Here is a 24,250-nt window from a genome sequence, read left to right on the forward strand (position 1 = left end):
CCGCCGGGTCGCGCGGTCGGTTGCGGCGAAGCCACGTCGTGACCATCAGCCGTGCCCCAGCTCTCGGACCGCCGCGACGATGTCCTCGTGGGCACGGGCCTTGCGCAGCAGGTCCCGGGCCACCGCGCCGGCCTCGCTCGGAGGGCCCGTCCGGCGCAGCACGACGAAGAGCAGGAACTGCGTCTCCAACGTCTGCCGGTGCCGCGGACCGGCCGTGCGCCTGCTGACCGCCAACAGGTCGCGTGCGGCGGTTCTCGCCGAGTCCAGGTCACCGCGCAGGAACGCTTGCAGGGCCAGGAAGTGGCGAGCGGTCCGGGCGATCTCGGACTCGGCGAGGTCAAGCCGCTCCATCGCGGTCAGCACCGACGTGAACAACCGCTCCGCGCCGGCGACGTCGCCGGTCCGGTGCCGGACCTGGCCCAGCCGCAGCCGCAGGCGCACCGCGTCCAGGTGGGTGTCGCCCATGCGCGCCTCGACCACGGGTAGCACGGCGCGCAGCACCTGTTCGGCCTCGGCGAGCTCGTCCGCGTCCATCGCGGCGGCGGCCAGGTTGTGCCGGGCGAGCAGCATCTCCGGGTGGTCGAGGTGACCTGCCTGCTCGGCGGCGCGCACCACCTCGCGCAGCTCGACCAACGCTTCGCGCACCGCGCCCGACGCGTGCAGCGCGGCGGCCTGGTTGGCGCGGTCGACCAGCGTGGCCGGGTGGTCGGGGTAGGACTCCCGCATCAGCCGCGCGCCGCCCTCCGGGTCACCCGCCGCGATGAGCAGCTCCGCCAGCCGGGTCGTCGCCCGTTCCGTCTCCGGGTGGTCCGGGCCGAGCGACGTGCGCGCGGTGTCGTGGGCGGTGCGGCACTCGGTCAGCGCGCCTGCGAGATCCCCGCGCAACGCGAGGCAGGAGGCGAGGGCCAGGCGCACCGTGACCTCCGCCGACCCGGTCGCGCCGGACCGGGCGCGTTCGGCGAGGATCTCGCGGAACGCGCGCTCGGCCGTCTCGTGGTCGCCGCGCTTGAGCCGGGTGTTGGCCAGGCCGAACCGGGTCCGCCATCCCGCGCCGCCCGGCCCGCGCGCCCGTGACTCGGCGTCGACCAGCGCGCGGTACTCGGCCTCCGCCGCGACGACGTGCCCGGCGTCCTCGTACGCGACCGCCAGCGTCCGCCGCAGTTCGAAGACCAGGGGGTGGTCGTCGCCCTTGGTCTTCGTCACCACGGCCAGCATGGCGCGGAACTCGGCCTCGGCGGCCGCCAGGTCCCCCTTGACGGCCAACGCGGCGGCGGCCTGGGCGCGCAGGACGAGCGTGCTCTCGTGGTCCGCGCCGACCAGGGCGGTCGAGGCGGCGGTCGCGGTGGCGACCAGCGAGGCGGCCTGCGTGGTGCGGCCGGACTCGCGCAGCAGGTCGGCGAGTGCGGTCATCAGCATGATGGTGTGCTGGTGGTCGTCGCCCAGTTCGCGGCGCGCCCGGGTCAGCTCTTCCCGGAGGATGGCCTCGGCCTCGGCGGGACGTCCGCGTTCGTGCAGGACGAGGGCCAGGGCGTAGTGGGGTTGGCGGTTGCCGGACGAGGGCGAGGCGTCGACGATGCGCGCGATCGCGCGGAACTCGTCCTCGGCCGCGGCGAGATCGCCGTTGCGGCGCAGGATGTCCGCCAACGCGGACCGGGTCAGCAGCGTCTCCTCGTGCTCGGCCCCGTGGACGACCAGCTCCACGGCGAGCACTTCGCGGTAGGCGTCGGCGGCCTCGACCAGCCTGCCCACCTTGGCCAGCACGAAAGCCATGTTGTGCTTGGTGGCCAACGTCGGTCCCGCGTCGGGGCCGAGCAGCTCCGCGCGGCACGTCAGCGCGACGCCGTTCAACTCCAGCGCCCGGCGGTCCAGACCCGCGCGGTCGCAGAACAACGCGATCTCGTGGCACAGGGTCGCCGCCGCGGCGCGGGCCACGCCGGGCGCGGTCCGGTCGGACGCCGTGTCGACGGCCGGATCGACGTGGTCCAGCAGCAGTCGCCACACGGGCCAGTCGCGGACTTCGGTGGGGTCGACGCGCTCCCTGACGTGCCAGAGCAGGGTCAGGGCGGCGTGCCGGTGCAGGTCGTCCGCGCCGGCCTGGTGCCGGTTCACGTCACGCACCACCGGGTGCATCCCGATCGTGGACACCCGGTCCGACCGGTCGGTCTCGACCAGCCCGACCTCGGCCAGCGCCCGAAGGGTCCCGTTGAGCACCGCCGCGGTGATCCCGGGGAACAGCGGTGACGTGGCCAGCACGGCGGCGTCGAGCAGCTCCGTCGGCACGGGGCCGCGCCCCAGGCACGCCAGCGTGCGCAGCAGCGGTCTGGCCAGGGGACGACCCCGGCGCTCGAGCAGGTCCAGGGACAGTTCCCAGGTCAGGCGGGGCAGTTCGCGCTCGCGGGCGGGCCCGGTGTCCCAGGACGGCTCGCTCAGCTCGGCGGAGCGCTCCTCCCACATGTGGCGGTACTCCGCGAACGTGGTCGGCGCGACCAGGCCGGGGAGCGCGGGGAAGTCGCGTGCGGCGGCGAGGTGGGAACCCGCCAGCCGCAGTGCGAGCGGGAGCCCGCCGAGCCTGGTCGCCAACGCCTCGGCGTCGGCGTCGGACCCCGCGTCCGGCGCGAGGTCGCGCAGCACGGCCGCGCCGTCGTCACGGGACAGCGGACCGACGTGGAAGAGCGCGGCCTCGCCCCACGCGTTCGCCGACCGGGTGGTCACCAGGACCGCGCCGTGCCCGCCGGGTGCGCGCAGCCAGCCCCGGCGCTCGTGCGGGTGTCCCTGGCCCGCGGTGAGCAGGTCCGGGTCGTCGGCGTTGTCCAGCACGAGCAGCCAGTCGGACGTGCGGGCGTTCAGCGCCTCCCACAACAACTCCGGGGCCGCACCGACACCCCGGGTCCACGCCTCCCGCACCCGGTCGAGGTCGGCCCCCGCCGCGACGGCCACCGCGTGCAGCCCGGCCACCAGCGACGACCCGGTGCCCGCGTCGACCCACCACACGTCCCGCCCGCCGACCCCGGAGGCCACGTCGACCGCCACCGTCGTCTTGCCCGAGCCGCCCACGCCGTGCAGCACCACGACCCCGCCCGCGCGGATCGCCTCGACCGCGGCGGTCACCAGCGCGGCCCGCCCGCGCGTGCGGTGCCCCGGCCGGACCGCGGGCACGGCCAGCGAGGCGAGCACCGGCGCGGGGGCTTGCGTCGACCAGACGTTGGTCGTCTGGAAGACGGATCCGTGCACGGCGCCCGCCTGCACGAGCGGGCCGTGCACCACACCCGAGACGGAGTTCTCCGTGTTCCCGCGCTCCGGCACTCACGCCCCCGATGGCCACCGACATCCGGCGATTCACCAAGCCGATCACACGATACGCGCCGGCGGTGGGCGCGGAAATCGGCGAATTCCTCGCCGGGTGAACAGGTGTCGGCAATGCGCCAGGCGTGGGTGACTGCTCCGAATGGCCGCATTTGGTGGCGCGGTCACACCTTGACGCCGCGTTGTCCGTTAGGGGGCATGGGTTGATTCCAACCCGACTGGTGTTGGATATGGTCGCAGCGAATCGCTCACTGATCGTGCTGGGAGGTAGACGTCCGGTGATCGGGCATCCCGACGAGCGGGACCTGGAGCGGTGGGCGACCGCGGACCTGGCCGCCCTGCGTGACGACCTCGATCACGTGCTCAACGCCGACACCGGGTCGTCGGCGGGATCGGCGGGGTTGCCGCCCTCTGCCCGACCGCCGTCGGACGCCGAGCTGATCGAAGCCGTGCGGGGCGGTGAGATCCAGGCGTACGGGCAGTTGTTCGAACGGCACGTGCGCGCGGCCCGCAACCTGGCCCGGCACCTGGCCTGGTCCAACGCGGAGGCCGACGACCTGGTGTCGGACGCGTTCGCCAAGGTGCTCGACACGTTGCGCGCGGGCGGTGGGCCGGAGTCGGCGTTCCGCGCGTACCTGCTGACCGCGTTGCGCCACACCGCCTACGACAAGACGCGCCGGGACAAGAAGCTCAAGCTCGCCGACGACGTCGAGGCCGTGTCCGGGGTGGAGAAGGTCACCACGGTGCCGTTCCACGACCCGGCGGTGGCGACGCTGGAGCGGTCGCTGGCCACGAGGGCGTTCGCCAGCCTGCCCGAGCGGTGGCAGACGGTGTTGTGGCAGACCGAGATCGAGGGCCAGTCGGCGTCGGAGCTGGCGAAGCTGATGGGGCTGACCGCCAACGGCGCGTCGGCCTTGGCCTACCGGGCGCGCGAAGGGCTCAAGACCGCTTACCTCCAAGCGCACCTGGCCGGCAACGCCACCAACCGCTGCCGCGCCACCGTGGCCAAGCTGGCCGCGTGGACCCGGGGCGGCCTTACCAAGAGGGAGACCGCCCAGGTCGAGGCGCACCTGGACGAGTGCGGGACGTGCCGCGCGATGGCCGCCGAACTGGCCGACGTCAACGGCACCCTGCGCGCCGTCGTGGCGCCGCTGGTGCTCGGCGCGGGCGCGTCGGGCTACCTGGCCGTGACCGCGGGCACGGCGAAGGCGGGCGCGGCGGCGGCGGGCGCGGGGGCGGCGGCGGGCTCCGCGACCACGGCGGCGCAGTGGCTCGGCGTGACGGCGTCCGCCACGGCGGTGGTCGCGGCCGTGGTGCTGGGCGCGACCACCGCGCAGCAGGCGGCGGTGCCGACGGTCGACGCGCGGCCGTCCGCGACGACGGCGGACCCGGGGAGGTCGGTGGTCTCCGGGACGTCGTCCGCTCCGGTGCCGGGTTCCGACGCGCCGTCGGTTACCACCGCCGCGACCGCCGGCCCGACCGACCCGACGTCCACCTCGGTGGGCCCCGACGCGACCCCGACGACGACCGTCGCCGAACCGACGGCGCAGCCGTTGACCCCGGAGGTGCCGGACGACGTGGCCCTGTCCACCGGCGGACCGCCCTTCGACCTGCCGGTCATCGTCCACAACACCGGGTCGACGCCCCTCGCGCCCGCCTCGCTCGTGCTGTCCCTGCCCGACGGCGTGCAGGTCGTGGGGAAGGGCAACAACCTCCGGGGCAAGCCCCTGGTCGGCTTCGACGGCGCGGCGCAGCAGACCGTCGGCTGCCCGGCGGGCAAGGGCACGGTGACGTGCGCGGCCGAGGCGGAGCTGCCGCCCGGCGGGTCCGTGAGGTTCGTGCTGCGGCTGCTGGCCGGCCCCAAGGCGGTCGGCGGCGTGATCACCGGCACGGTCACGACCGGCCCCGGGCAGTCCGTGCCGATCCGGCTCCCGCTCACGGTCACGCCGAAGTAATCCTCACGGGGTAGCGGTTTAACCCGTTGGGACGACGGGTACCGGGTTTGTGCACGGCTGAGAACTCGGGACACCGGAGGGCGAACCATGTGCGCTGTCGGATTACCCCGCAACGGTGACGGACGGAACTGAATCGTTGCCGTAGTGCTGCGCACCCGGTCGGTTCATCGCCACCACCGCGGAGCCGGTGCTCACCGTTTGCGGCCGTGGCTCGGGGGAACCCACCGACCACGCCCTGGGCCCGAAGTCGTGGAGGGAACCGCCGATTGTCGGAAGGCTCGTGTTGTGGACGTCGTCGAACGGTCCGTTGACCACGTCGACTTCGATTTGGAGGACACCGTTCCACCGGTGCGCCGCGCGCGGAGGTGGATAATCGAGAACGTCCCGGAAGTGGACCAGTCGACGTTGCTCGACCTGCTGCTGATCGCCGACGCGCTGCTGACCAACGCGTTCGAGCACGCCCGCGCGCCACGCCGGCTGCGCCTGAGCCACCACGACGGGCGCGTGGTGCGGGTGGAAGTGCACGACGCCAGCCCCGAACTGCTGCCGGTGCTCGGCAAACCGGGCGGGCGCGGGGTGCGCCACCGGGGGCTGCTGCTGGTCAACCGGTTGGCTTCGCGGTGGGGCGTGGACCCCCGGACCGGGCACAAGGTGGTGTGGGGCGAGGTTCTCGTCTGACGGGTCAGCCTTCGCCGCTCTTGCCGCCACCGCGTTTCCGGTCCTCCTTCTTGTCGTCCTCCTCGTGGTCTTTTTCGCCTGGGTGGCCTTTGTCGAGGCGTTGCGAGGACAGGACTTCGTCGGCGTCGATCAACGGCGTCCCACCTCGCACGACCAGCCGCAGCCGGTGCGTTTCGCGCACCCGCTTGCCCTGCGGCCCGGAGAAGTCGATGCCGATGGTCACCGTGTCGGGTCCGGCGGCCGCCGGCGGTGAGCTGACGACGAGGTCCTTGACTTCCCGCCAGGACTTCTCGAACTGCTGGCGGCCCTGCGCTTGCAGCCCGGGGCCGAGCCGCTCCCACGCCTGGGCGAGGTTCTTCGGCACCAACGCGTAGTACTCGGCCACCGCCTGCTCGAGCTGCGCGGGGGACGGCGTGCTGCCGGCCGGCGGCGTGGACGTCACCGCGCCGGTCGCGGTGGTGGCGGTCCTGCTCCCGTTCGACACCACCAGGACCGTCACGACCAACCCGACCACGGCCGCCGCCGCCACCGCGAGGAGCCCCGCGCGTCCCCGGCGGGCCGGGTGCGCGCCCAAGGCGGTCGGATGTGGCGCGACGGCGGTGGGGGCCGCTCGTCCCTGGAGGGGAAGCCGCGGCGCCGGGGTCGGCGGTCCGGCCGGGGGCGGGTTCGTCGGGGGAGGGCCGGTCGGTGGCACGTCCACCGGGTGCGGGCCGGTCGGTGGTGGCAGGTCGGCGGGGTTCAGGTCGAGCCTGGTGGCCGCCGGGATCGCGGTGGACGGCGCGCGCAGGCGTTCGGCCGCCTGCGCCATGGTCGGCCGGGTGGCCGGGTCCGTGCGCAGCAGGTCCACCAGCACGGCGGTCAGCGGACCGGCCCGCGTCGGCGGCGGGAACCGGCCGGCGGCCACGGCGTGCAGCAGGGCGATGGCGTTGTCCCCCTCGCCGAACGGCGGCCGCCCCTCCACCGCCGCGTACAGCGTGGCCCCGAGGGCGAAAACGTCGGAGGCGGGTCCGGGCTCGCCTCCGCGCGCCACCTCCGGCGAGAGGTACGCGGGCGTGCCCGCGAGCAACCCGGTCCTGGTCACGGTGACGTCACCGACCGCGCGGGCGATGCCGAAGTCGGTGATCTTCGCCGTGCCGTCCTCGGTCAGCAGCACGTTGCCCGGCTTCACGTCCCGGTGCACGATGCCCGCCGCGTGCGCCGCCGCCAGCGCGCTCGCCACCTGCGCCCCGATCCCGGTCACCTGCTCGGCGGGCAGCGGGCCCCGCGCGATCCGGTCGGCGAGGGTCCGCGCGGCCAGGTACTCCATGACCAGCACCGGCCTGCCGTCGTCCTCCACGACGTCGTGCACGGTCACCGCGTTCGGGTGCCGCAACCGGGCCGCGATGCGCGCCTCCCGCGCCGCCCGGCCCACCGCCGCGACCGGGTCGGACCCCTCGGGCACCACGAGCTGCTTGAGCGCCACCACGCGGTCCAGCCGCTCGTCCAGCGCCTGCCACACCACGCCCATCGCGCCCGCACCCACGCGCCCGCGCAGCCGGTACCGCCCGGCCACCAAGCGCCCCACGTCCATCACCCGCACACCCCGCTCTTCCCGGCGCCGACCGGACAACCTTACGTACCCGCGATGCCGGTTCGGGCCGCCGGCGGGCGGAAGCCGACCGCGTCAGCCGGCCGTCCTCGCCAGGTAGACCGTGGCGGTCGCCTCGCGTTGCTGCAACGGGTTGGGGAAGCGGACGACCTCCGCGCGCACGTCGGTGAACCGGTCGGCGAGCGCGGCGGTGTAGTCGTCGTCCGGCGGTTCGTTGGACCACAGGGCGAACACGCCGCCGGGGTGCAGCCGGTCGGCCAGCAGGCGCAGGCCCTCGGGCGCGTAGAAGTCGGCGTTGCCGGGGTGCAGCAGGTGGCGGGGCGAGTGGTCGATGTCGACGATGACCGCGTGGAACCGCCGTCCGGGCTCGGCCGGGTCGAGCCCGTCAGCGGACCGCGCGAGGGCGAAGAAGTCGTCGTGGAGCAGTCGGCAGCGCGGGTCGGCGGCCAACTCCCGACCGCCCGGCAGCAGGCCGCGCCGGTGCCAGTCGATGACCTCGCCGAGCGCGTCGACGACGAGCATCGACCGCACGGCCGGGTGCTCCAGCACCGTCCGCGCGGTGTAGCCGAGGCCGAGGCCGCCCACGACGACGTCCAGGGGCCCGGGCAGGTCGGCCAGCGCCAGGCGCGCCAGCTCCACTTCGGACACCGTGAACAGGCTCGACATCAGGAACTCGTCGTTGAGCTTGATCTCGTGCACCTCGCGGTCGAACACCGGGTCCCACCGACGGCGCAGGACGAGTTCGCCCAGCGGTGTCCGACACCAGTCCAGCTCCTGGAAGCGTGCGCTCATCCGGGCAATCTACGCGGGCGGCCCGTCGAGCAGCTCGGCGAGCAGGGCGCGGACGCGGCGGTCGATGTCGTCGCGGATGGGGCGGACGGCGTCGAGGCCCTGCCCGGCCGGGTCGTCGAGCTCCCAGTCGAGGTAGCGCTTCCCGGGGAACACCGGGCACGTGTCGCCGCAGCCCATCGTGATGACGACGTCGGAGGTCTCGACGTCGTCGGTGGTCAGCTTGGTCGGCACTTCGGCGGTGATGTCGAGCCCGAGTTCGGCCAGCGCCTCGGCGGCGGCCGGGTTGACCCGGTCGGCGGGCGCGGAGCCGGCCGAGCGGACCGTGACGCGGCCCAGCGCGTAGTGCCGCAGGAGCGCGGCGGCCATCTGGGAGCGGCCCGCGTTGTGGACGCAGACGAACAGGACTTCGGGCTTGGTGCGGCTCAACGTGCTCGCCCTTCGGTGACGGGTGCGGCGGTGGCGACGGGGTCCGGGTGGAGCAGGCGCAGCAGCGGCACGGCCACCGCGACGCCGACGACCTGCGCCAGCACGTAGACCGGCGCGGACGAGGGCGCGATGCCCGCGAACGAGTCGCTGAACACCCGGCCGGCGGTGATGGCCGGGTTGGCGAAGCTGGTGGAGCTGGTGAAGAAGTACGCCGCGCCGATGTAGGCGCCCACGGCCGACGGCGCGAGCGCCGACCGGCCCGACCGGACCAGCGAGAAGATCACCAGCAGCAGGCCCGCCGTGGCCACGACCTCGGACAGCGCGTGCCCGGCCGTGGCCCGTTCGGTGGTGCTGATGCTGACCGGTGCGGCGTCGAACATCACGTTGGCCAGGACCGCGCCGGTGACGCAGCCGAGCACCTGGACCACCGCGTAGGCCGGGACGTCACGCCACGCCAGCCCGCCGAACACGGCGTCCGCCAGCGAGACGGCCGGGTTGAGGTGACCGCCGCTGACGGGGCCGAAGACCAGGATGAGCGCGTAGAGGCCGACCGCGGTGGCGGCGGCGTTCTCCAGCAGTTGCAGGCCGACGTCGCCGGGGGAGAGGCGTTGGGCGGCGATGCCGGAGCCGATGACCAGGGCGGCGAGCAGCAGGCTGCCCAGGTACTCGGCCACCAGGCGGTGGCGCAGGGGGCGCGGCATTCAGGAGTCCTCGGTGGCGGGGTGCACGGCGGGCACGAGGCGGTCGACGCGGTCGGCGAGGTCGCGGTAGGCGGCGTCGAAGGCGTCCGGCGTGCCCGCCGCGGCCGGGTCGGGCACGGACCAGTGCAGGCGGTCGTCGTGGTCGGCCAGTTCCTCGTGGGCGCTGTCGCACACGGCGACCACCAGGTCGTCGGGGCGCAGCACGTCACGCAGGTGGTGGGTGCGGGCGCGGGTCAGCGACAGCCCGTGGGCGCGGGCCGTGGCGACGGCCAGGGGGTGCACGCGGTCGGCCGGTCGGGTGCCCGCGCTCGCGGTCGGCACGCGGCTGCGCCGGTGCCACAGCGCGGCGGCCAGCTGCGAGCGCGCGGAGTTCCGGCTGCACACGAACACGACCCGGGGAGCACGCCTCACGCCGGTGGGCACGAGATCGGCGAGCGCGGCCGTGCGCAACCGCAGGTAGGTGCGCCGGCGGTCGCCCTCCGACCGCGACCGCCGCACGATCCCGGCCTGTTCGAGCAGCTTCACGTGGTGGGCGAGCAGGTTGCCGGGCAATCCCAGCCTGCGGCCGACCTCGCCGGGCGAGGCGTCGCCGAGCAGGAGCAGGTCGACCACGGCGAGCCGCGCGGGCTCGCCGAGCGCCGCGTGCACCCGCGCGCGGTCGGCCGTCCCGGAAGGCCAGTCAGCAATCATTGACTCAATAATCACTGAGTGACCTCCGCCGGGTCAACCCGGGTCCGGTTGGCGCTTGCCCGCTCGACCTCCCCCGTGCAGGTGGTAAAGGACCGTCCGTGATTGACCGATCGCGGTCTGTCGCTGTTACGTTCCCGTACCGGTGACTCGGTGTGCACAGCCCGTGCGGAGGTCAGGTGTGGACCTGGAGTGGTTGGACCGAGCCGCGCGCGAGGCCAAGGACCGCATCGAGCGGCTCTACTTGGAGGGGCGTGCCGCGGTGGCGGGACACGGGTCGTCGGACGACGGCCGGTCGGGGATCCTCCCCGGGGTGGACGCGTCGGGGTCCGGGGCGAGCCGGGGCTCGGCGGACCGGGATCAGGCCACCCGGTGACTCGCTGCTGTCGATCATGGTCGTCGGACTGGATACGCTGCGGTCGTGGCGGACGGCGGTCGGAACGCGGGTGTGGACGGCAGGGCTGCCCGGTGGGCCGGTCACCGGGAGAAGCGGCGCGCGGAGATAGTGACCGCTGCCCTGTCGGCGATCGTCGAGCACGGCCCGTGGGCCTCCACCGAGCAGATCGCGGACCGGGCCGGCGTGTCGCGGCCGCAGCTCTACCGGCACTTCTCCGACGCCGATGACCTGTACAACGCGGTGGCGCACCAGGTCGCGGAGCTGTTCGCCGCGGAGATCGTGCCGGTGCTGAGCCGACCGAGCGGCAGCCCGCGCGAGATCATCAGCGGGGTCGTGGGCACCTTCGTGGCCTGGATGGCCGACAACGCCTCGCTGTACGACTACATGGTCGTCCGCGCCGCGGGGTCGGCCCCCGGCCGGCGCGGGCAGGCGGCCGACATGCGGTTGCAGGTAGCGGAGCGGCTGTGCGCGCTGTTCACCGCGTACCTGGACCTGCTCGGGGCCGACTCGCGGCACGCGGACACCTTGGCCTTCGGGGTGGCGGGCATGGTCGAGTCGGCGACGGTGCGGTGGCTGACCGTGCCCGGCGCGCTGGACCAGGAACAGCTCGTGCGGCGGTTGACGTCCGCGGTGTGGGCGCTGTTCGACGACGTGCTGCGGGAGGCCGGTGTCGAGCTGGACCCGGATGTGCCGCTGCCCGAGCTGCCCGACGACCCTGAGTAGAGCCGTCACTCCTTCGTGCACGGTGTGCGACCTGTGGCTGCACTGAGTAGCCGACCCGCGAGATGACTGGTACGTTGCTGTACCTGTTACATCAATGTCCGTGCAGTTGTCGCGGCCCGTCCGCCGACGTCAGCGCCGGAGTCGCGGTGGCAGGAGGAGTGCCGTGATCGACTTGGCCGAGTCCTCGGTCGACGCCCGCCGGACCCTCCGGCCGGACGCCCCGGGCGTCGCGGCCGTCGTGGCCACGCCGCTGGTGCGCGAAGGGCTCAGGACGGTGATCCGCCAAGCCGGCCTGCGCTGGCTGGGCGCGGTCGCCACGCCGGGTGAAGCCCTCGGCGGACTGCGGCGCGTGCGCCCGGACGTCGTGCTCGTCGACAGCGCCGTGGACCCGCGGGGTGCGCTGATCGCCGAACTGGTGGGGCCCGGGCGCGTGCCGACGGTGCTGTCGCTGCTCAACGGCGACCGCCTCGCACCTGACCTGGTCCGCGTCGGCCGGGCCGCCGGCGCGCGCGGTGTCGTGCCCTTGGGCGCGCACCCCGCCGACCTGGTGGCCGTGATCCTGCGGGCGCACCGGGGCAGGCGTCCCGTTCCCGCGTCCCGTGCGCCTGCCGTCACCGTCGCGGTGTCGTCCGCGGACGGCCACGAGGCCGAGCGGTTGTCGCCGCGGCAGCGGGAAGTGCTGGAACTGCTGGCGGCGGGCCTGACGTCGGCGGCCATCGCGGAGCGGCTCGTGGTGTCGGTCGAGACCGTGCGCACGCACGTGAAAGCCCTGCTGCGCCGACTCGGGGCCAAGGACCGCACGCACGCGATCTCCCTCGCCTACCAGAGGGGTCTGCTGTCGTCGCGAGCGGTCTGACCTCGATGGACAGTCCTCTGTGGACCGGTGTGCACCGCGCTCTTCCCGGGAGCCGTGATGAACGACCTCAAGCCGTGGCAACGACCACTGCCGGACGAGGAACGCGTGCAGTTCTTGAACCGCTTGACGCACTCGTGCTACCGCTGCGGCCACCAGGAGCACGACCTCGGCGCGTTGGCCGAGCACGAGGACCGGTGCGCCGGCGGTGAGACGTGACGGGCGGACGCCGAGGTCACCACTCGATCGTGTAGCCCGCCAACCCGTTCGGGCGTTGCCCGGCCGCTCCCGACGGCACCATCCTGTGTGTCGTCCCCATCAACCGCTCACCTCTGCGCGGAGGGCTCGTGCCGGTCAACGACCTGCTCACGGCGAAGATCAACCACGGCTTCACCCACCTGGACGTCGACGGGGACGGGCTGCTCACCGAGCAGGACCACGTCCTGATGGGTCGCCGGGCCGCCGAAGCGCTCGGGCACGCCCCCGACTCGCCGCAGGAGCAACGCATCGTCGACGCCTACCTGCGGATCTGGCACGACCTGCACCGGCCGCACATCCCCGGCGGCGGCACGGCGATCTCCCGCGCGCAGTTCGTGGAGTCCACCGGCTCGCTGGCCGACGACCCGGACGCGGCCCGGGCCAGCGTGGGCGCGTTGGCCGAGGCGTTCCTGGCCATCGCCGACACCGACGCCGACGGCCGGGTGAGCCCGGCGGAGTACCTGGTGTTCCAGCGCGGGCACTTCCCCGGCCTGACCGAGGCCGAGGCCGCCGAGGCGTTCGAGCACCTCGACACCGACGGCGACGGCCACCTGACCGCCGAGGAGTTCACGAGCGCCTGCGTGCAGTTCTGGTCCAGCACCGACCCGGAGGCGCCGGGCAACTGGTGGATGGGTCGCCCCGTGGCGTGACCGAGGTCCGTCCTTTGGGGACGGTCGGATGCCGGTGAAGCGAGGCGCGGCACCCGCAGCGCACCGAAGCGCGCGGGTGCCGCTGCGCGAGCAACCGCGGGTCTCGACGTCGGACCGAAGGCGAGCGCGGCTGATCCGGACGCGTATTGGGACGGCGTGGTTGACAAGACCTGGTGGTCGTCGGCCGTCGTCCAGTGTTGTGCACGTTCACAGCGAACCTCCGAAGAACCTCTTGAAATGATCTAGCCCATCGGTTTTGATCTGGAAGGACCGCACACGAAACGGTGTGCACGTTCACAGTCGCCGCCGAGTCTTCTGCTCGCCTCGATCAAAGGAGATCGACAACGGTGTCGACTTCATCGCCTTCCCGGAACAGGCGCGATACGCGCTCCCGGTCGGACCCGCTGCGCGCCTTGGCCGTGACCGGGCTGCTCCTCGCGTCGGCCCTGGCGCCGCACTCGGCGCACGTCGCCGCCGCCCACCCCGCGGACACCGTGAACGCCCCGGTGACGGTGCGCGGCCTCAAGACGCTGGTCGACGACTACCGGACCCGCGTCCCGGCCAGGTACACCGCACAGTCCTGGAAGCCCTTCGCCCGGGCGCTCACCACCGCCGACCAGGTCGCACGCGACGCCGGGGCGAGCGCCGCGGACGTCGCGGCGGCCAAGACGGCCCTGGTCACCGCCGCCGGTGAGCTCACGGCCGCGGACGAGGGCACGTTCCAGACCATCACCAACGACACCTTCTGGACCGACACCAGCGGCAACCCGATCCACTCGCAGGGCGGCGGTGTCTTCAAGTTCGGCGACACCTACTACTGGTACGGCGTGCACTACCGCGGTGCCGAGAGCTACCGGGCCGACCCCACCCGCAAGTACGACAACGAGGTCAGCTTCGTCTCGATCCCGGTGTACTCGTCCCGCGACCTGGTGAACTGGAAGTTCGAGAACCGGGTCGCCACGCGCGCCACCGGCCTGCCCGGCGGCGGCAACCTGGGCCAGGCCGGTTGGGTCGGCCGCCTCGGCGTCTCCTACAACGAGCGCACCGGCAAGTACGTGCTGCTCGTGCAGGCGTACCTGCCCGCGCAGGGCGGGGACGGCGTGCTGTTCCTGCAGGGCGACTCGCCCACCGACACCTTCGACTACGGGTACTTCCAGACCCGGATCGCCAACTCGCCGACGACCGGCACCGGCGACCAGACGATCTTCACCGACGACGACGGCAAGGACTACCTGATCTTCTCCAACCGGTCGGGTCGCGCCCGTGCCTTCGTCGGCAAGCTGCGCGAGTCCGACTCGCTGCGGGTGGAACCGGCGGTGCAGATCGGCTACAACGCGGCCGGTCGCGAGGGCAACGCCATGTTCAAGCTCGACGGCAGGTACTACCACGCGGCGTCGGACCTGCACGGCTGGAACGCCTCCGTCACGCACGTGCTGGAGTCGACCGGCAGCGGGATCCAGGGGACGTACTCCGGCGAGTACACGTTGGCGGGCACGGAACTGGACTACGGCCACGTGACCCAGACCGGGTTCTTCGTCACGGTCAAGGGCACCAAGCAGAGCACGGTGATCTTCGCGGGCGACCGCTGGGCCGACTTCGCCTGGAACGGCATCGGGTACAACCAGTGGATGCCGGTGACCAGGACCGGCGCGCGGCCGCGGTTCCACTCCGTGAGCCAGTGGCAGTTCAACGCCACGACCGGGGAGTGGCGGGTCGGGCCGCGGAACAACTACGTCCTCAACCCCGACATCCAGGCCGACCGCGTCATCGTCTCGTCGGTGACGGGGTGGGCGAACTTCCGGGAGTCGGGCCCGAGCTCCCTCGTGACCAACGTCGACGGCGGCGCGAACGGCAGCCGCTTCGGCCTCCGGGTCGGGGCCACCCAACCGTTCGCGGGTGGTGTGCGGCAGCGGGTCGAGGTGCCCGCCGGGGTCTACGACCTGTCGACGTTCGCCAAGACCTCCGGGTCGCTCGGCGCCGCGCAGGTGACGGTCACCGACGCCGCGGGCGGGTCGCGCACGCTCGACCTCCCGGCCTCCGGCGGCTGGACCCGTCGTGGGCTGGCGGGGATCCCGTTGTCTGCGGGCACGGCCACCGTCACCGTCCGGGCCGCCGGGAGCAACGGCTACCTCTTCGTCGACGCGCTCAGCCTCGTCAAGACGTCCACCGACACCCCGCCCGGCGCGTGACGTCGCCGCCGCGACCCGCTGGTCGGACACCGAACCGCGTCCTCGAAACACCGTCAGGAGAACCATGAGGAAAAGACGGGGGATCCGCGTCACCGCGGGTCTGACCACGTTGGCCACCGTGATGTCCGCGGGCATGCTCGCGGTCCCCGCGCCGGCCGGGGCCACCTACGGCACCGCGGACATCAAACCGATCGAGAGCGACATCGCGGCCAAGCCGTGGGCCTCGGCGACGGCGAGCAGCAACGCGTCGACCGCCGGGCTGGCCATCGACGGCGACCCGGCGACGGCGTGGCGGCCCGACCGCGACGGCGCGCGCCAGTGGCTCACCGTCGACCTCGGTGGCGCCTACGACAACCTGCGCAAGGTCAAGGTGCTCTTCCCCGACCCCGGCGTGGTGTACCGGTACGTCGTCGAGGCGTCCTCCGACGGCCGCCGGTGGCAGGCGATCGCCGACCGGTCCCACAACCGCACGGCGTCACGCGGTGAGGTGCACTTGTTCACCCGTCCGGGGACGCGGTTCGTCCGGCTGACGGTCACCGGCGTGCCCGGTCGCGCCCGGCCCGGTGTCAGCGAGGTGCAGGTGTTCAACTACCTGCGCGACGACCTCGTCCTGGGCGCTGACCTGTCCTGGGTGGACGACCACCAGGGCCGGGAGTACTGGGTCGACCCGCTGGCCGCGAACCGGGGAGCCGGGCCGCACCTGCTCGACGTGGTCGAGGACCGCGGCATGGAGTACTCGCGGCTGCGGATCTTCAACGAGCCGCGCGACGAGAGCACCGGGCAGCCCACGCCGGTGCCGAGGCAAGGTCCGGAGCGCTCGTTGACCTCGGCGCGGTGGATCGAGCAGCGCGGCATGGGGTTGGGCATCGACTTCCACTACGCGGACTCGTGGGCGGACCCGAGCAAGCAGCCGAAGCCCCGGGCCTGGGCGGGGTTGGAGTTCGACGACCTGACGCGAACGGTGTACGACTTCACTTCCGACTACCTGCGCCGGTTGGTCGCGCAGGGCACCACGCCGGACAAGGTCGCGGTCGGCAACGAGATCATCAACGGGTTCATGTACGGCAGCGAAGCGGCCCTCATCGGCACGACGAACCCGCCGTACTTCGCCAACCAGGCCGACGTCTACCAGGCCAAGCCCGGCGGCGGCCTGCTGTGGCGCTACTGGAAGTCGACCGACCCGGTCGAGCGGCAGCTCTACGACCAGGCGTGGGACCGGTTCACCACGCTGGCCGCGGCCGGGATCAAGGCCGTCCGCGACGCCTCGCCGACGTCGAAGGTCGAGGTCCACGTGATCGTGGGCACCGACCGGCTCGCCAAGACCATGGAGTTCTGGCAGCAGTACCTCACCAGGGTCAAGGCCAAGGGCCAGAACCCCGACGTGCTGGCCATCTCCTACTACCCGGAGTGGCACGGCACGCCCGAGGCGCTCGACGTCAACCTGCACACCATGGCCACCACCTACCCCGACTACGAGATCGAGGTGGCCGAGACCGCGTACCCCGCGTCGGGCGGCGACGGTTCGCCGATGCCGAACTCGCCCTTCCCGCGCACGGTCCAAGGTCAGGCCGACGCGATCCAACGGGTCTTCCAGGCCGCCAACGACGTGGTGGACAACCAGGGCAAGGGCGTGCTGGTGTGGGAACCCGCCGGCTTCCAGTCGATGTTCCGCGCCGTGCCCGGCCTGGCGAACACGTGGGAGCCGCACGCTTCCATCAACGTCTTCAACGCCAGCCGTGCCGAACACGTCATCGAGGACACCGTCCACCTCGCCACCACCGCGGGCTCCACCCCGCAGCTGCCCAGGACCGTCCGCGTGCTGACCACCGCCGACGCCAAGGTCGAGGTGGTGCCGGTCCGCTGGCAGCCGGTGCCGCGCGGGGCGACCGGCGCACCCGGTGAGGTGACCGTGACCGGCACGACCGGCTTCGGTCCCGTCACGGCGGTCATCGACGTCCTGCCCGGACGCGGTGGCCACGGATCGGCTCCCTCGTAACCGATCCGCCTCGCGAGCGAGGACGACGGCCCTCCCGGAATTAGCGGGAGGGCCGTCGTCCTCCCGACCGGAACCCGCCTCGTCACCGCGCTCAACGGCTCCCGATCCGGTCGAGCCGCAGCACCAGGCCGATCACCGCGAGCACCAGCACCACGTCGACCCACAACGCCCACTGCATGGCCGCGGCGTGCGCCGCACCACCGGTCCGGTCGCCCACCACGCCGAAGTAGAGCCCACCGATCACCGCGACCCCGCCCGACACCGCGAACTGCTGCGAGGTCGTGAGCACACCGGAGGCCACCCCGGCGGCCTCCGGTCGCACCCGCGTCAGCGAGGCTCCCATCAACGACGGCAGCACCACCCCGTTGCCCAGGCCCACCAACGCCAAGGCGACCAGCACCCACGCCAGGCCGACGCCCTGGCCGAAGACGCCCAAGGCGACCGCGAGCAACGCCAGCCCCGCCGCCGTCACCACGCTGCCCCACACCAGCGAGGCCAAGCCGAACCGGGCCGTGAGCCGGCCGCCGAACAAGGCGCTGAGCGAGAAGAAGACACCCATCGGGGAGAACACCACCCCGGCGGCGAACGGGCTGAGGTCCAGTCCCGCCTGCAACAACAGCGCCAGGGTGAACATGAGGCTGCCGAAGTACGCGTTGAACGCGACACCGGCGATGAGGCCCACGCGGAACGACGGCACCCGGAACAGCTCCACGTCCAGCACGGGGCTCCTGCCGCGACGGCCCAGCGCCCGTTCCCAGCGCAGGGTCACCACCGCCACCGGCACGGCCAGCGCCAGGCAGGTCCACGTCCACGCGGCCCAGCCCGCGGTGTGGCCCATGCCCAGGGGTACCAGCAGCAGCGCCAACGCACCGGACAGGCCGAGCGCGCCGAGCGGGTCCAGGCCGGTGCGCGGCGCGTCCCGCCGGTCGGGCAGCACCCGGGCCGCCACCAGCGCGGTCACCAGGCCGATCGGCACGTTGACCAGGAAGATCAGCCGCCAGCCGAGCCCGGCGAGGTCGGCTTGCACCAGCGCGCCGCCGAGCACCTGCCCGGCGATCGAGCCCAGGCCCGAAGCCATGCCGTAGCCCGCGAACGCCCGACCCCGCGCGTGCGGCGGGAAGTCCGACGTGATCACGGCGAGCACCTGCGGCACCATCAGCGCGGCCGCCAGCCCCTGGGCCAGTCGGGCGAGCACGAGCTGCCCGGCGGTGACCGTGACGCCGCACAGCAGCGAGGTGGCGGTGAAGGCGAGCACGCCGAGCACGAACAGCCTGCGGTGGCCGTGCAGGTCGCCCAGCCGACCGCCGGTGACCATGCCGGCGGCGAAGGCGAAGGCGTAGCCGCCGACGACGAGCTCCAACGCGGTGGCGCTCGCCCCGAGGTCCGTCCCGAGCGTCGGCGCGGCCACGTTGACCACGAAGAAGTCGAACCGCACGAGGAAGGTCGCGGCCAGCAGCACGGCGAGCGTCGCCGCGAGACCACCGGGGGACTTCGTCACCGCCGCGGGTCCGGCGGGCGCGGCCTTCGTCATGGCGCTCCTCACGGCACGTCAAGGGACCGGCGTCCGAAACCCGCGGGCAACGGGAAGCGCCCACCGCGACGCGGTCGTAAGCGCGCCCCCGTCAGGGGGACAGCAGTCGGCGCGGGCCGAACCCGGTGGCGCCGAGCTTGTCGTTGGGGTTGGCCAGCAGGCACCGGTCGATGGACAGGCAGCCGCAGCCCACGCAGTCGGTGAACTCGTCGCGCAGTTGCTGGAGGTAGTGGATCCGCTGGTCGAGCTTGTGCCGCCAGCGCGAGGACAGGCGGGCCCACTCGCGCCGGGTCGGGGTCCGGTTGTCCGGCAACGACTCGAAGCACTCGCGCAGCTCGGACAACGGGATGCCGACGCGTTGGGCGATCTGGATCAACGCCACGCGTCGCAACGTCTCCCGCTTGTACCGCCGCTGGTTGCCCGCCGTGCGCCTGCTCTCGATGAGCTGTTGGCGTTCGTAGAAGTGCAGGGCCGACACGGACACCCCGCTGCGCGCCGAGAGCTGACCGACGGTGAACTCCGTTTGGTCCCAGGCCGGTGGTCGCATATTCGCCATGATGGCACAAGCTCGTGGCACGGGCCCTGCGCGTGCACCGGCGTGCGCGGGGCGGGACGGGGCGCATTCCGCCCCGCCCCGCGCTCCCTGCCGGCCGGGGTCAGCCCGTCTGCCCCAGCACGCTCGATTCGTCTTCCGCGCCCTGCTCCGTCTCGGTCGAGGCGGGGACGTGGCGCAGCATGACGCCGATCAGGACCGCCGTGGCGACCAGCACGACGATGCTGATCCCGGCGATCAGGTGCAGCCCGTCGGTGAACGCCGCGCGGGCGGTGTCGAGCAACTGGTCGCCGACCGGGCCGCGCACCTGTTCGGCGGCGGACACGGCCCCGCCCAGCGTCTCCTCGGCGGCCCGCGTCGACTCCTCCGACAGGCCGGACGGCACCGTGCCGGCGACCTGGGCGCGGTAGACGGCGGTGCCGATGCTGCCGAGGATCGCGATGCCCAGCGCGCCGCCCAGCTCCGGCGCCGTCTCCGACAGCGCGGACGCCTCGCCCGCCCGCTCCGCCGGCGCGGAACCGACCACGAGGTCGGTGGTCAGGGTCATCATGGGGCCGAGGCCGAGCGAGACGACGATCGAGCCGACCACCAGCAGCGGCAGGCCCGAACCCGGCTCCACCAGGGTCAGCACGGCGAACCCGAGGGCGGACAGCACCAGGCCCGCCGCGACCACGTACCCCGGCCGCACGCGGCGCACGAGCGTCGGCGCGAGCGTGGAGCCCACGATGACGCCGCACGCCGACGGCGCCGTCCACAGGCCCGCCTCCAGCGGCGAGAGCCCGAACACCAGCTGGAGGTACTGCGCCAGGAAGAAGTTCGCGCCGAAGAGCACGAAGACGCCGAACAGCAGCGTGCTCAGCGACACGCTGAACGAGGCCGAGCGGAACAGCCCGAGGTCGATCAGCGGGTCGCTGCGGCGCTGCCGCCGGATGAACCAGAAGCCGATGAGCAGCCCCGCCACGATGGACGCGACCGACACCACGTCCAGGCCGCTGACGGCGAGGTGCTTGAGCCCGTAGATGACCGCCAGCACGGCGGCCAGCGACAGCGCCGCGCTCACCAGGTCCATCCGGCCGAAGCTCTCCTCGCGGTGCTCCGGCAGCAGCAGCGGGCACAGGACGAGGATCAGCACGGTCACCGGGGCCGCGATCAGGAACACCGCGCCCCACCAGAAGTGCTGGAGGATCCAGCCGCCGATGAGCGGGCCGACGGCGGTGCCGCCCGCGACGCTGGCGATGACGACGCTGATCGCCACCGTCCGCTGCCGGGGGTTCTGGAACAGCGAGGCGGCCAGCGACAGCGCGGCGGGCATCAGCGTCGCGCCGGCGATGCCGAGCAGCGCTCGCGTCACGATCAGCATCTCGGCGTTGACGGAGTACGCGGCGAGCACGGACGCGACGCCGAACAGGGCCGACCCGATCATCAGCAGCCTGCGGCGGCCGATGCGGTCGCCCAGCGTGCCCATGGTGATCAGCGAGCCGGCGAGGAGGAAGCCGTAGATGTCGATGATCCACAACGACTGCGCGCTGGTCAGCGCGAGGTCGCGGGAGATCGCGGGCAGCGCGAGGTTGGGGATGGTCAGTTCCAGCGAGGCCAGCAGGGTCGGCAGGGTGAGCACGGCGAGCCCGGCCCATTCGCGTCTCCCGGCACGAGACGCACCAATCGAGTTCATGCGACGACGCTAAAACCTCAACAGAGGTTCAGGTCAAGGCGAACGGCCGGGCACCCCCGAACGGTGCAGCGGCACGGATTCCGTCACCCTGGGCGACCGCCGTGCCCGATGGGACGAGTCGACGCGGCGTCGAGAAGCAGGTCGCGCGGGTGGGTCCAGCCGGGGACGAACAGCGCACTGTGCCGGCCCTAGGTCGGCCCGATCGGCCGGTCGTAGCGTCCGAGGCATGAGAATCCTCTTCCTGGCAGGCGCCAGCCCGGCGACGATCTTCGCGCTGGTGCCGCTGGCGACCGCGGCCCGCAACGCCGGGCACCAGACGTTCATGGCGTCGACCGAGGGCATGGTCCCCACGATCACGTCGGCCGGCCTGCCCGCGATCGCGCTGACCGACCGCACGATGCTGGACTTCTTCACCAACGACCGCGCGGGCAACGAGCTGACCTGGCCCGAGGACCCGGAGCGGTGGAAGCCGTTCGTGGGTCGCGGGTTCGGGCGGTTGGCCGCGGCGAGCATGGAGCGCTTGCTGGAGCTGGCCGAGAGCTGGCGGCCCGACGTCGTGGTGGGCGGGCACCTGTCCTACGCCGCGGCGCTGCTGGCGCGCCGGCTGGGCGTGCCGTGGGTGCGGCACGCCTGGGACAGCGGCGAGCCGCCGGAGGCGGACCTCGGCGCCACCGAGGAGCTGGCGGGCGAGCTGCGCGAGCTGGGCCTGGACGGGCTGCCCGACCCGGACATGTACGTCGAGCTGTGCCCGCCCTCGTTGCGCCCGAAGGACGCGCCGCCCGCCCAGTTCATGCGTTACGTGGGCTCCAGCCCGCAACGCAAGTTGGAGCCGTGGATGTACACCAAGGGCGACCGCAAGCGGGTCTGCGTGACCGCCGGGGCCCGGGTGACCAGGGAGCAGTACTTCGAGTTCCTGCGCGACCTGTCGGGCAAGGTGTCCAACCTCGGGATGGAGCTGGTGGTCGCCGCGCCCGAGGACGTGGCCGCCGACCTGACCGCGGGGCTGGAGAACGTGCGCGCGGGCTGGCTGCCGCTGGACGTGGTCTCCCGTACCTGCGACCTGTTCGTGCACCACGCGGGTGGCGGCACGTCGCTGCTGGTGATGAGCACCGGGTTGCCGCAGCTGCTGATCCCGAACATGCCGTCGTCGGTGGCGCCGTCCGAGCGGCTGACCGAGTACGGCGCGGCCCTGATGCTGATGCCCGGCGAGGACAGCGTCGAGCGCATCGTCGAGTCGAGCCGCGAGCTGGTCGAGAACCCGTCCTACCGCAAGCGGGCCGAGGAGCTGTCGGTGGAGATCGCCGGGCTGCCCTCGGTGTCCGAGGTGCTGCGGTCCGTGGAGACGTTGGCCGGCTGAGACCGCTCGCACGCCAACGGGTTGAGGGGAGTTCGGAACGCGCATGTGCGGAATCGCAGGATGGGTCAGCTTCCAAGACGACCTCCGGGAACGCCGGCCGCTGATCGAGCGGATGACCGGGACGATGGCCTGCCGCGGCCCCGACGCCGCCGGGGTGTGGGTCGGCGCGCACGCCGCCCTGGGCCACCGCCGGTTGTCGGTGATCGACCTGGAGACCGGCGCTCAGCCGATGTCCGCCGACAAGTCGGTCGTGATCACCTACAGCGGCGAGGTCTACAACTTCCGCGAGCTGCGCGAGGAGCTCGTCGGGCTGGGCCACGTGTTCGAGACGACCAGCGACACCGAGGTCGTGCTGCGGGCCTACCGGCAGTGGGGCCGGGCGTTCGCCGAACGGCTCAACGGCATCTACGCGTTCGCCATCTGGGACGAGCCCGCCGGTGAGCTGGTGCTGGTGCGGGACCGGATGGGCGTCAAGCCGCTGTACTACTTCCCGACGCCGGACGGCGTGGTGTTCGGGTCGGAGCCCAAGGCGCTGCTGGCGCACCCCGCCGTGGACGCCGTCGTGGACCGCGACGGCCTGCGCGAGATGTTCAGCATCGTCAAGACGCCGGGCCACGCGGTGTTCCGCGGCATGCGCGAGCTGCGCCCCGGCCACCTGCTCGTGGTCGACCGCGACGGCCTGCACCCGCACCGGTACTGGCGGCTGGAGAGCCGCGAGCACACCGACGACCTGGAGACCACCATCGCGACCGTGCGGGAGCTGCTGGTCGACATCGTGGACCGGCAGCTGTTCGCCGACGTCCCGGTGGGCACGCTGCTCTCCGGCGGGCTGGACTCCAGCGCGGTCACCGCCCTGGCCGCGAACGCCCGGCGCGCCGCCGGGGTGACCGAGCCGCTGCCCGCGTTCTCGGTCGACTTCGTGGGGCACACCCAGCGGTTCGAGGCCGACGTGCAGTGGGAGGACCCCGACACGCCCTTCGCGGCGGCGGTGGCCGAGCACGTCGGCGCCGAGCACATCGTGGTGCTGCTGGACAACCGCGACATCCTCGACCCGGCGGTGCGCCGGGCGACCCTGCTCGCGCAGGACCTGCCGATCTCCACCGGCGACATGGAGTACTCGCTGTACCTGCTGTGCCGCGCGGTGCGCGAGCGGGTCACCGTCGCGCTGTCCGGCGAGGCCGCCGACGAGCTGTTCGGCGGGTACACCTGGTTCCACGACAAGACCGCCGTGGAGGGCGACACCTTCCCGTGGCACGACCCGTTCACCCGCGCCGGCGGGATCGGGGCGCTGCGCGAGGTCGGCCTGTGGGACGACCTCGGGCTCGACGAGTACGTCCGCGACCGGTACGCCGAGGCGTTGGCCGAGGTGCCCCGCCTGCCCGGCGAGACGGGCCTGGAACGCCGGATGCGCGAGATCGGGTACCTCAACCTGACCCGGTGGGAGAACTTCCTGCTCGACCGCAAGGACCGGGTCAGCATGGCCGTCGGCCTGGAGGTCCGGGTGCCCTTCTGCGACCACCGGCTCGTGGAGTACGTGTTCAACGCGCCGTGGGCGATGAAGACGTTCGACGGCCGCGAGAAGAGCCTGCTGCGCGCGGCGATGCGGGGCGTGCTGCCCGACTCGGTGCTGGACCGCAAGAAGAACCCGTACCCGGCGACCCAGGACACCGGGTACGAGGTGGCGTTGCGGGAAGCGGTCGAGAAGCTGTGCGTGCCCGGCAACCCGGTGTTGCAGCTGGTGTCCGAGAGCGGCATCCGCAAGCTGCTGGACCGGCCGGTGGGGTCGTACGTGATGGGCGGGCCGTGGAGCGCGCGTGCGGTCCTCGAACGGCTCATCGAGTGCAACACCTGGTTGGCCGAGTACGACGTGCGGCTGGACCTGGGCTGAGCCGCCCCGCCCGGCGGCTCGGGTGGTCAGCACCGCCGACGCTGACCACCTGA

20 protein-coding genes are annotated in these 24,250 nt (G+C 73.0%); 11 read left to right on the forward strand and 9 right to left on the reverse strand.

The window, feature by feature from the left end; genetic code table 11:
* Positions 1 to 45: 45 nt before the first annotated feature.
* Positions 46 to 3,303, reverse strand: coding sequence for a tetratricopeptide repeat protein (locus tag LZG04_RS42875; RefSeq protein ID WP_233826898.1), 3,258 nt, complete (start codon positions 3,301 to 3,303; stop codon positions 46 to 48).
* A gap of 278 nt (positions 3,304 to 3,581) precedes the next feature.
* Here LZG04_RS42875 and LZG04_RS38985 point away from each other — a divergent pair, with 278 nt between their 5' ends.
* Together LZG04_RS38985 and LZG04_RS38990 are read left to right on the forward strand one after the other, a co-directional pair.
* The gene (locus tag LZG04_RS38985; RefSeq protein ID WP_233826900.1) at positions 3,582 to 5,258 is read left to right on the forward strand and encodes a sigma-70 family RNA polymerase sigma factor; all 1,677 of its coding nucleotides are present in this window, start codon (positions 3,582 to 3,584) and stop codon (positions 5,256 to 5,258) included.
* A gap of 348 nt (positions 5,259 to 5,606) precedes the next feature.
* A complete protein-coding gene (locus tag LZG04_RS38990; RefSeq protein WP_374202977.1) occupies positions 5,607 to 5,936 on the forward strand; it encodes an ATP-binding protein in 330 nt (109 codons plus the stop codon).
* Positions 5,937 to 5,940: 4 nt separating this feature from the next.
* Here the strand turns inward: LZG04_RS38990 and LZG04_RS38995 are convergent, their stop codons facing one another.
* From LZG04_RS38995 to LZG04_RS39015, 5 genes are all read right to left on the reverse strand, one after another.
* Positions 5,941 to 7,506: a serine/threonine-protein kinase gene (locus tag LZG04_RS38995; RefSeq protein WP_233826904.1), complete on the reverse strand. Its 1,566-nt coding sequence runs from the start codon at positions 7,504 to 7,506 to the stop codon at positions 5,941 to 5,943.
* Between the two features lie 93 nt (positions 7,507 to 7,599).
* A complete protein-coding gene (locus LZG04_RS39000; protein ID WP_233826906.1) occupies positions 7,600 to 8,316 on the reverse strand; it encodes a spermidine synthase in 717 nt (238 codons plus the stop codon).
* A gap of 9 nt (positions 8,317 to 8,325) precedes the next feature.
* Positions 8,326 to 8,742, reverse strand: coding sequence for an arsenate reductase ArsC (locus LZG04_RS39005; protein WP_267938940.1), 417 nt, complete (start codon positions 8,740 to 8,742; stop codon positions 8,326 to 8,328).
* Positions 8,739 to 9,443, reverse strand: coding sequence for an MIP/aquaporin family protein (locus LZG04_RS39010; RefSeq protein WP_233826908.1), 705 nt, complete (start codon positions 9,441 to 9,443; stop codon positions 8,739 to 8,741). The genes LZG04_RS39005 and LZG04_RS39010 overlap by 4 nt, the downstream gene beginning before the upstream one ends.
* Positions 9,444 to 10,133: a MarR family transcriptional regulator gene (locus LZG04_RS39015; RefSeq protein WP_233826910.1), complete on the reverse strand. Its 690-nt coding sequence runs from the start codon at positions 10,131 to 10,133 to the stop codon at positions 9,444 to 9,446.
* A 178-nt stretch (positions 10,134 to 10,311) separates the two neighbouring features.
* Between LZG04_RS39015 and LZG04_RS39020 the strand changes: the two genes are divergently transcribed.
* From LZG04_RS39020 to LZG04_RS39050, 7 genes are all read left to right on the forward strand, one after another.
* Positions 10,312 to 10,506 (forward strand): hypothetical protein, encoded by a 195-nt coding sequence (locus tag LZG04_RS39020; protein ID WP_233826912.1) that lies wholly within the window; start codon positions 10,312 to 10,314, stop codon positions 10,504 to 10,506.
* A 45-nt stretch (positions 10,507 to 10,551) separates the two neighbouring features.
* Positions 10,552 to 11,250, forward strand: a complete 699-nt coding sequence (locus LZG04_RS39025) for a TetR/AcrR family transcriptional regulator (RefSeq protein WP_233826914.1) — start codon at positions 10,552 to 10,554, stop codon at positions 11,248 to 11,250.
* Between the two features lie 163 nt (positions 11,251 to 11,413).
* Complete coding sequence (locus tag LZG04_RS39030; protein WP_233826916.1) at positions 11,414 to 12,106, forward strand: response regulator transcription factor; 693 nt, start codon at positions 11,414 to 11,416, stop codon at positions 12,104 to 12,106.
* A 57-nt stretch (positions 12,107 to 12,163) separates the two neighbouring features.
* Positions 12,164 to 12,322, forward strand: a complete 159-nt coding sequence (locus LZG04_RS39035) for a hypothetical protein (RefSeq protein ID WP_233826918.1) — start codon at positions 12,164 to 12,166, stop codon at positions 12,320 to 12,322.
* Positions 12,323 to 12,450: 128 nt separating this feature from the next.
* Positions 12,451 to 13,011, forward strand: a complete 561-nt coding sequence (locus tag LZG04_RS39040) for an EF-hand domain-containing protein (RefSeq protein ID WP_233826920.1) — start codon at positions 12,451 to 12,453, stop codon at positions 13,009 to 13,011.
* Positions 13,012 to 13,430: 419 nt separating this feature from the next.
* Positions 13,431 to 15,200, forward strand: coding sequence for a family 43 glycosylhydrolase (locus LZG04_RS39045; RefSeq protein WP_233826922.1), 1,770 nt, complete (start codon positions 13,431 to 13,433; stop codon positions 15,198 to 15,200).
* A gap of 64 nt (positions 15,201 to 15,264) precedes the next feature.
* The gene (locus LZG04_RS39050; RefSeq protein WP_233826924.1) at positions 15,265 to 17,196 is read left to right on the forward strand and encodes a glycosyl hydrolase 53 family protein; all 1,932 of its coding nucleotides are present in this window, start codon (positions 15,265 to 15,267) and stop codon (positions 17,194 to 17,196) included.
* A 91-nt stretch (positions 17,197 to 17,287) separates the two neighbouring features.
* Here the strand turns inward: LZG04_RS39050 and LZG04_RS39055 are convergent, their stop codons facing one another.
* The 3 genes from LZG04_RS39055 to LZG04_RS39065 form a co-directional block, all read right to left on the reverse strand.
* Positions 17,288 to 18,727 carry an MFS transporter gene (locus tag LZG04_RS39055; protein ID WP_233826926.1) on the reverse strand — a complete coding sequence of 480 codons (1,440 nt, stop codon included), beginning with the start codon at positions 18,725 to 18,727 and terminating at the stop codon, positions 17,288 to 17,290.
* A 91-nt stretch (positions 18,728 to 18,818) separates the two neighbouring features.
* Entirely contained in the window at positions 18,819 to 19,274 is a 456-nt protein-coding gene (soxR, locus tag LZG04_RS39060) for a redox-sensitive transcriptional activator SoxR (protein WP_233826928.1), read from the reverse strand.
* A gap of 109 nt (positions 19,275 to 19,383) precedes the next feature.
* Complete coding sequence (locus LZG04_RS39065) at positions 19,384 to 20,952, reverse strand: MFS transporter (protein ID WP_233826930.1); 1,569 nt, start codon at positions 20,950 to 20,952, stop codon at positions 19,384 to 19,386.
* Positions 20,953 to 21,178: 226 nt separating this feature from the next.
* Here LZG04_RS39065 and LZG04_RS39070 point away from each other — a divergent pair, with 226 nt between their 5' ends.
* Both LZG04_RS39070 and asnB read left to right on the forward strand, forming a co-directional pair.
* A complete protein-coding gene (locus LZG04_RS39070) occupies positions 21,179 to 22,309 on the forward strand; it encodes a nucleotide disphospho-sugar-binding domain-containing protein (RefSeq protein ID WP_233826932.1) in 1,131 nt (376 codons plus the stop codon).
* Positions 22,310 to 22,352: 43 nt separating this feature from the next.
* Positions 22,353 to 24,197, forward strand: coding sequence for an asparagine synthase (glutamine-hydrolyzing) (gene asnB / locus LZG04_RS39075; RefSeq protein WP_233826934.1), 1,845 nt, complete (start codon positions 22,353 to 22,355; stop codon positions 24,195 to 24,197).
* The last annotated feature ends 53 nt before the right edge of the window (positions 24,198 to 24,250 follow it).

This window comes from Saccharothrix sp. S26 (assembly GCF_021390395.1).
Classification (GTDB): domain Bacteria; phylum Actinomycetota; class Actinomycetes; order Mycobacteriales; family Pseudonocardiaceae; genus Actinosynnema.

Bases quoted from the DNA above. Each gene is read 5' to 3' on its own strand.
- LZG04_RS38995 (WP_233826904.1), bottom strand. From the start codon at position 7,506: ATGGACGTGGGGCGCTTGGTGGCCGGGCGGTACCGGCTGCGCGGGCGC.
- LZG04_RS39000 (WP_233826906.1), bottom strand. From the start codon at position 8,316: ATGAGCGCACGCTTCCAGGAGCTGGACTGGTGTCGGACACCGCTGGGC.
- LZG04_RS39010 (WP_233826908.1), bottom strand. From the start codon at position 9,443: ATGCCGCGCCCCCTGCGCCACCGCCTGGTGGCCGAGTACCTGGGCAGC.
- LZG04_RS39015 (WP_233826910.1), bottom strand. From the start codon at position 10,133: ATGATTGCTGACTGGCCTTCCGGGACGGCCGACCGCGCGCGGGTGCAC.
- LZG04_RS39035 (WP_233826918.1), top strand. From the start codon at position 12,164: ATGAACGACCTCAAGCCGTGGCAACGACCACTGCCGGACGAGGAACGC.
- LZG04_RS39050 (WP_233826924.1), top strand. From the start codon at position 15,265: ATGAGGAAAAGACGGGGGATCCGCGTCACCGCGGGTCTGACCACGTTG.
- LZG04_RS39055 (WP_233826926.1), bottom strand. From the start codon at position 18,727: ATGACGAAGGCCGCGCCCGCCGGACCCGCGGCGGTGACGAAGTCCCCC.
- soxR (WP_233826928.1), bottom strand. From the start codon at position 19,274: ATGCGACCACCGGCCTGGGACCAAACGGAGTTCACCGTCGGTCAGCTC.
- LZG04_RS39065 (WP_233826930.1), bottom strand. From the start codon at position 20,952: ATGAACTCGATTGGTGCGTCTCGTGCCGGGAGACGCGAATGGGCCGGG.
- LZG04_RS39070 (WP_233826932.1), top strand. From the start codon at position 21,179: ATGAGAATCCTCTTCCTGGCAGGCGCCAGCCCGGCGACGATCTTCGCG.
- asnB (WP_233826934.1), top strand. From the start codon at position 22,353: ATGTGCGGAATCGCAGGATGGGTCAGCTTCCAAGACGACCTCCGGGAA.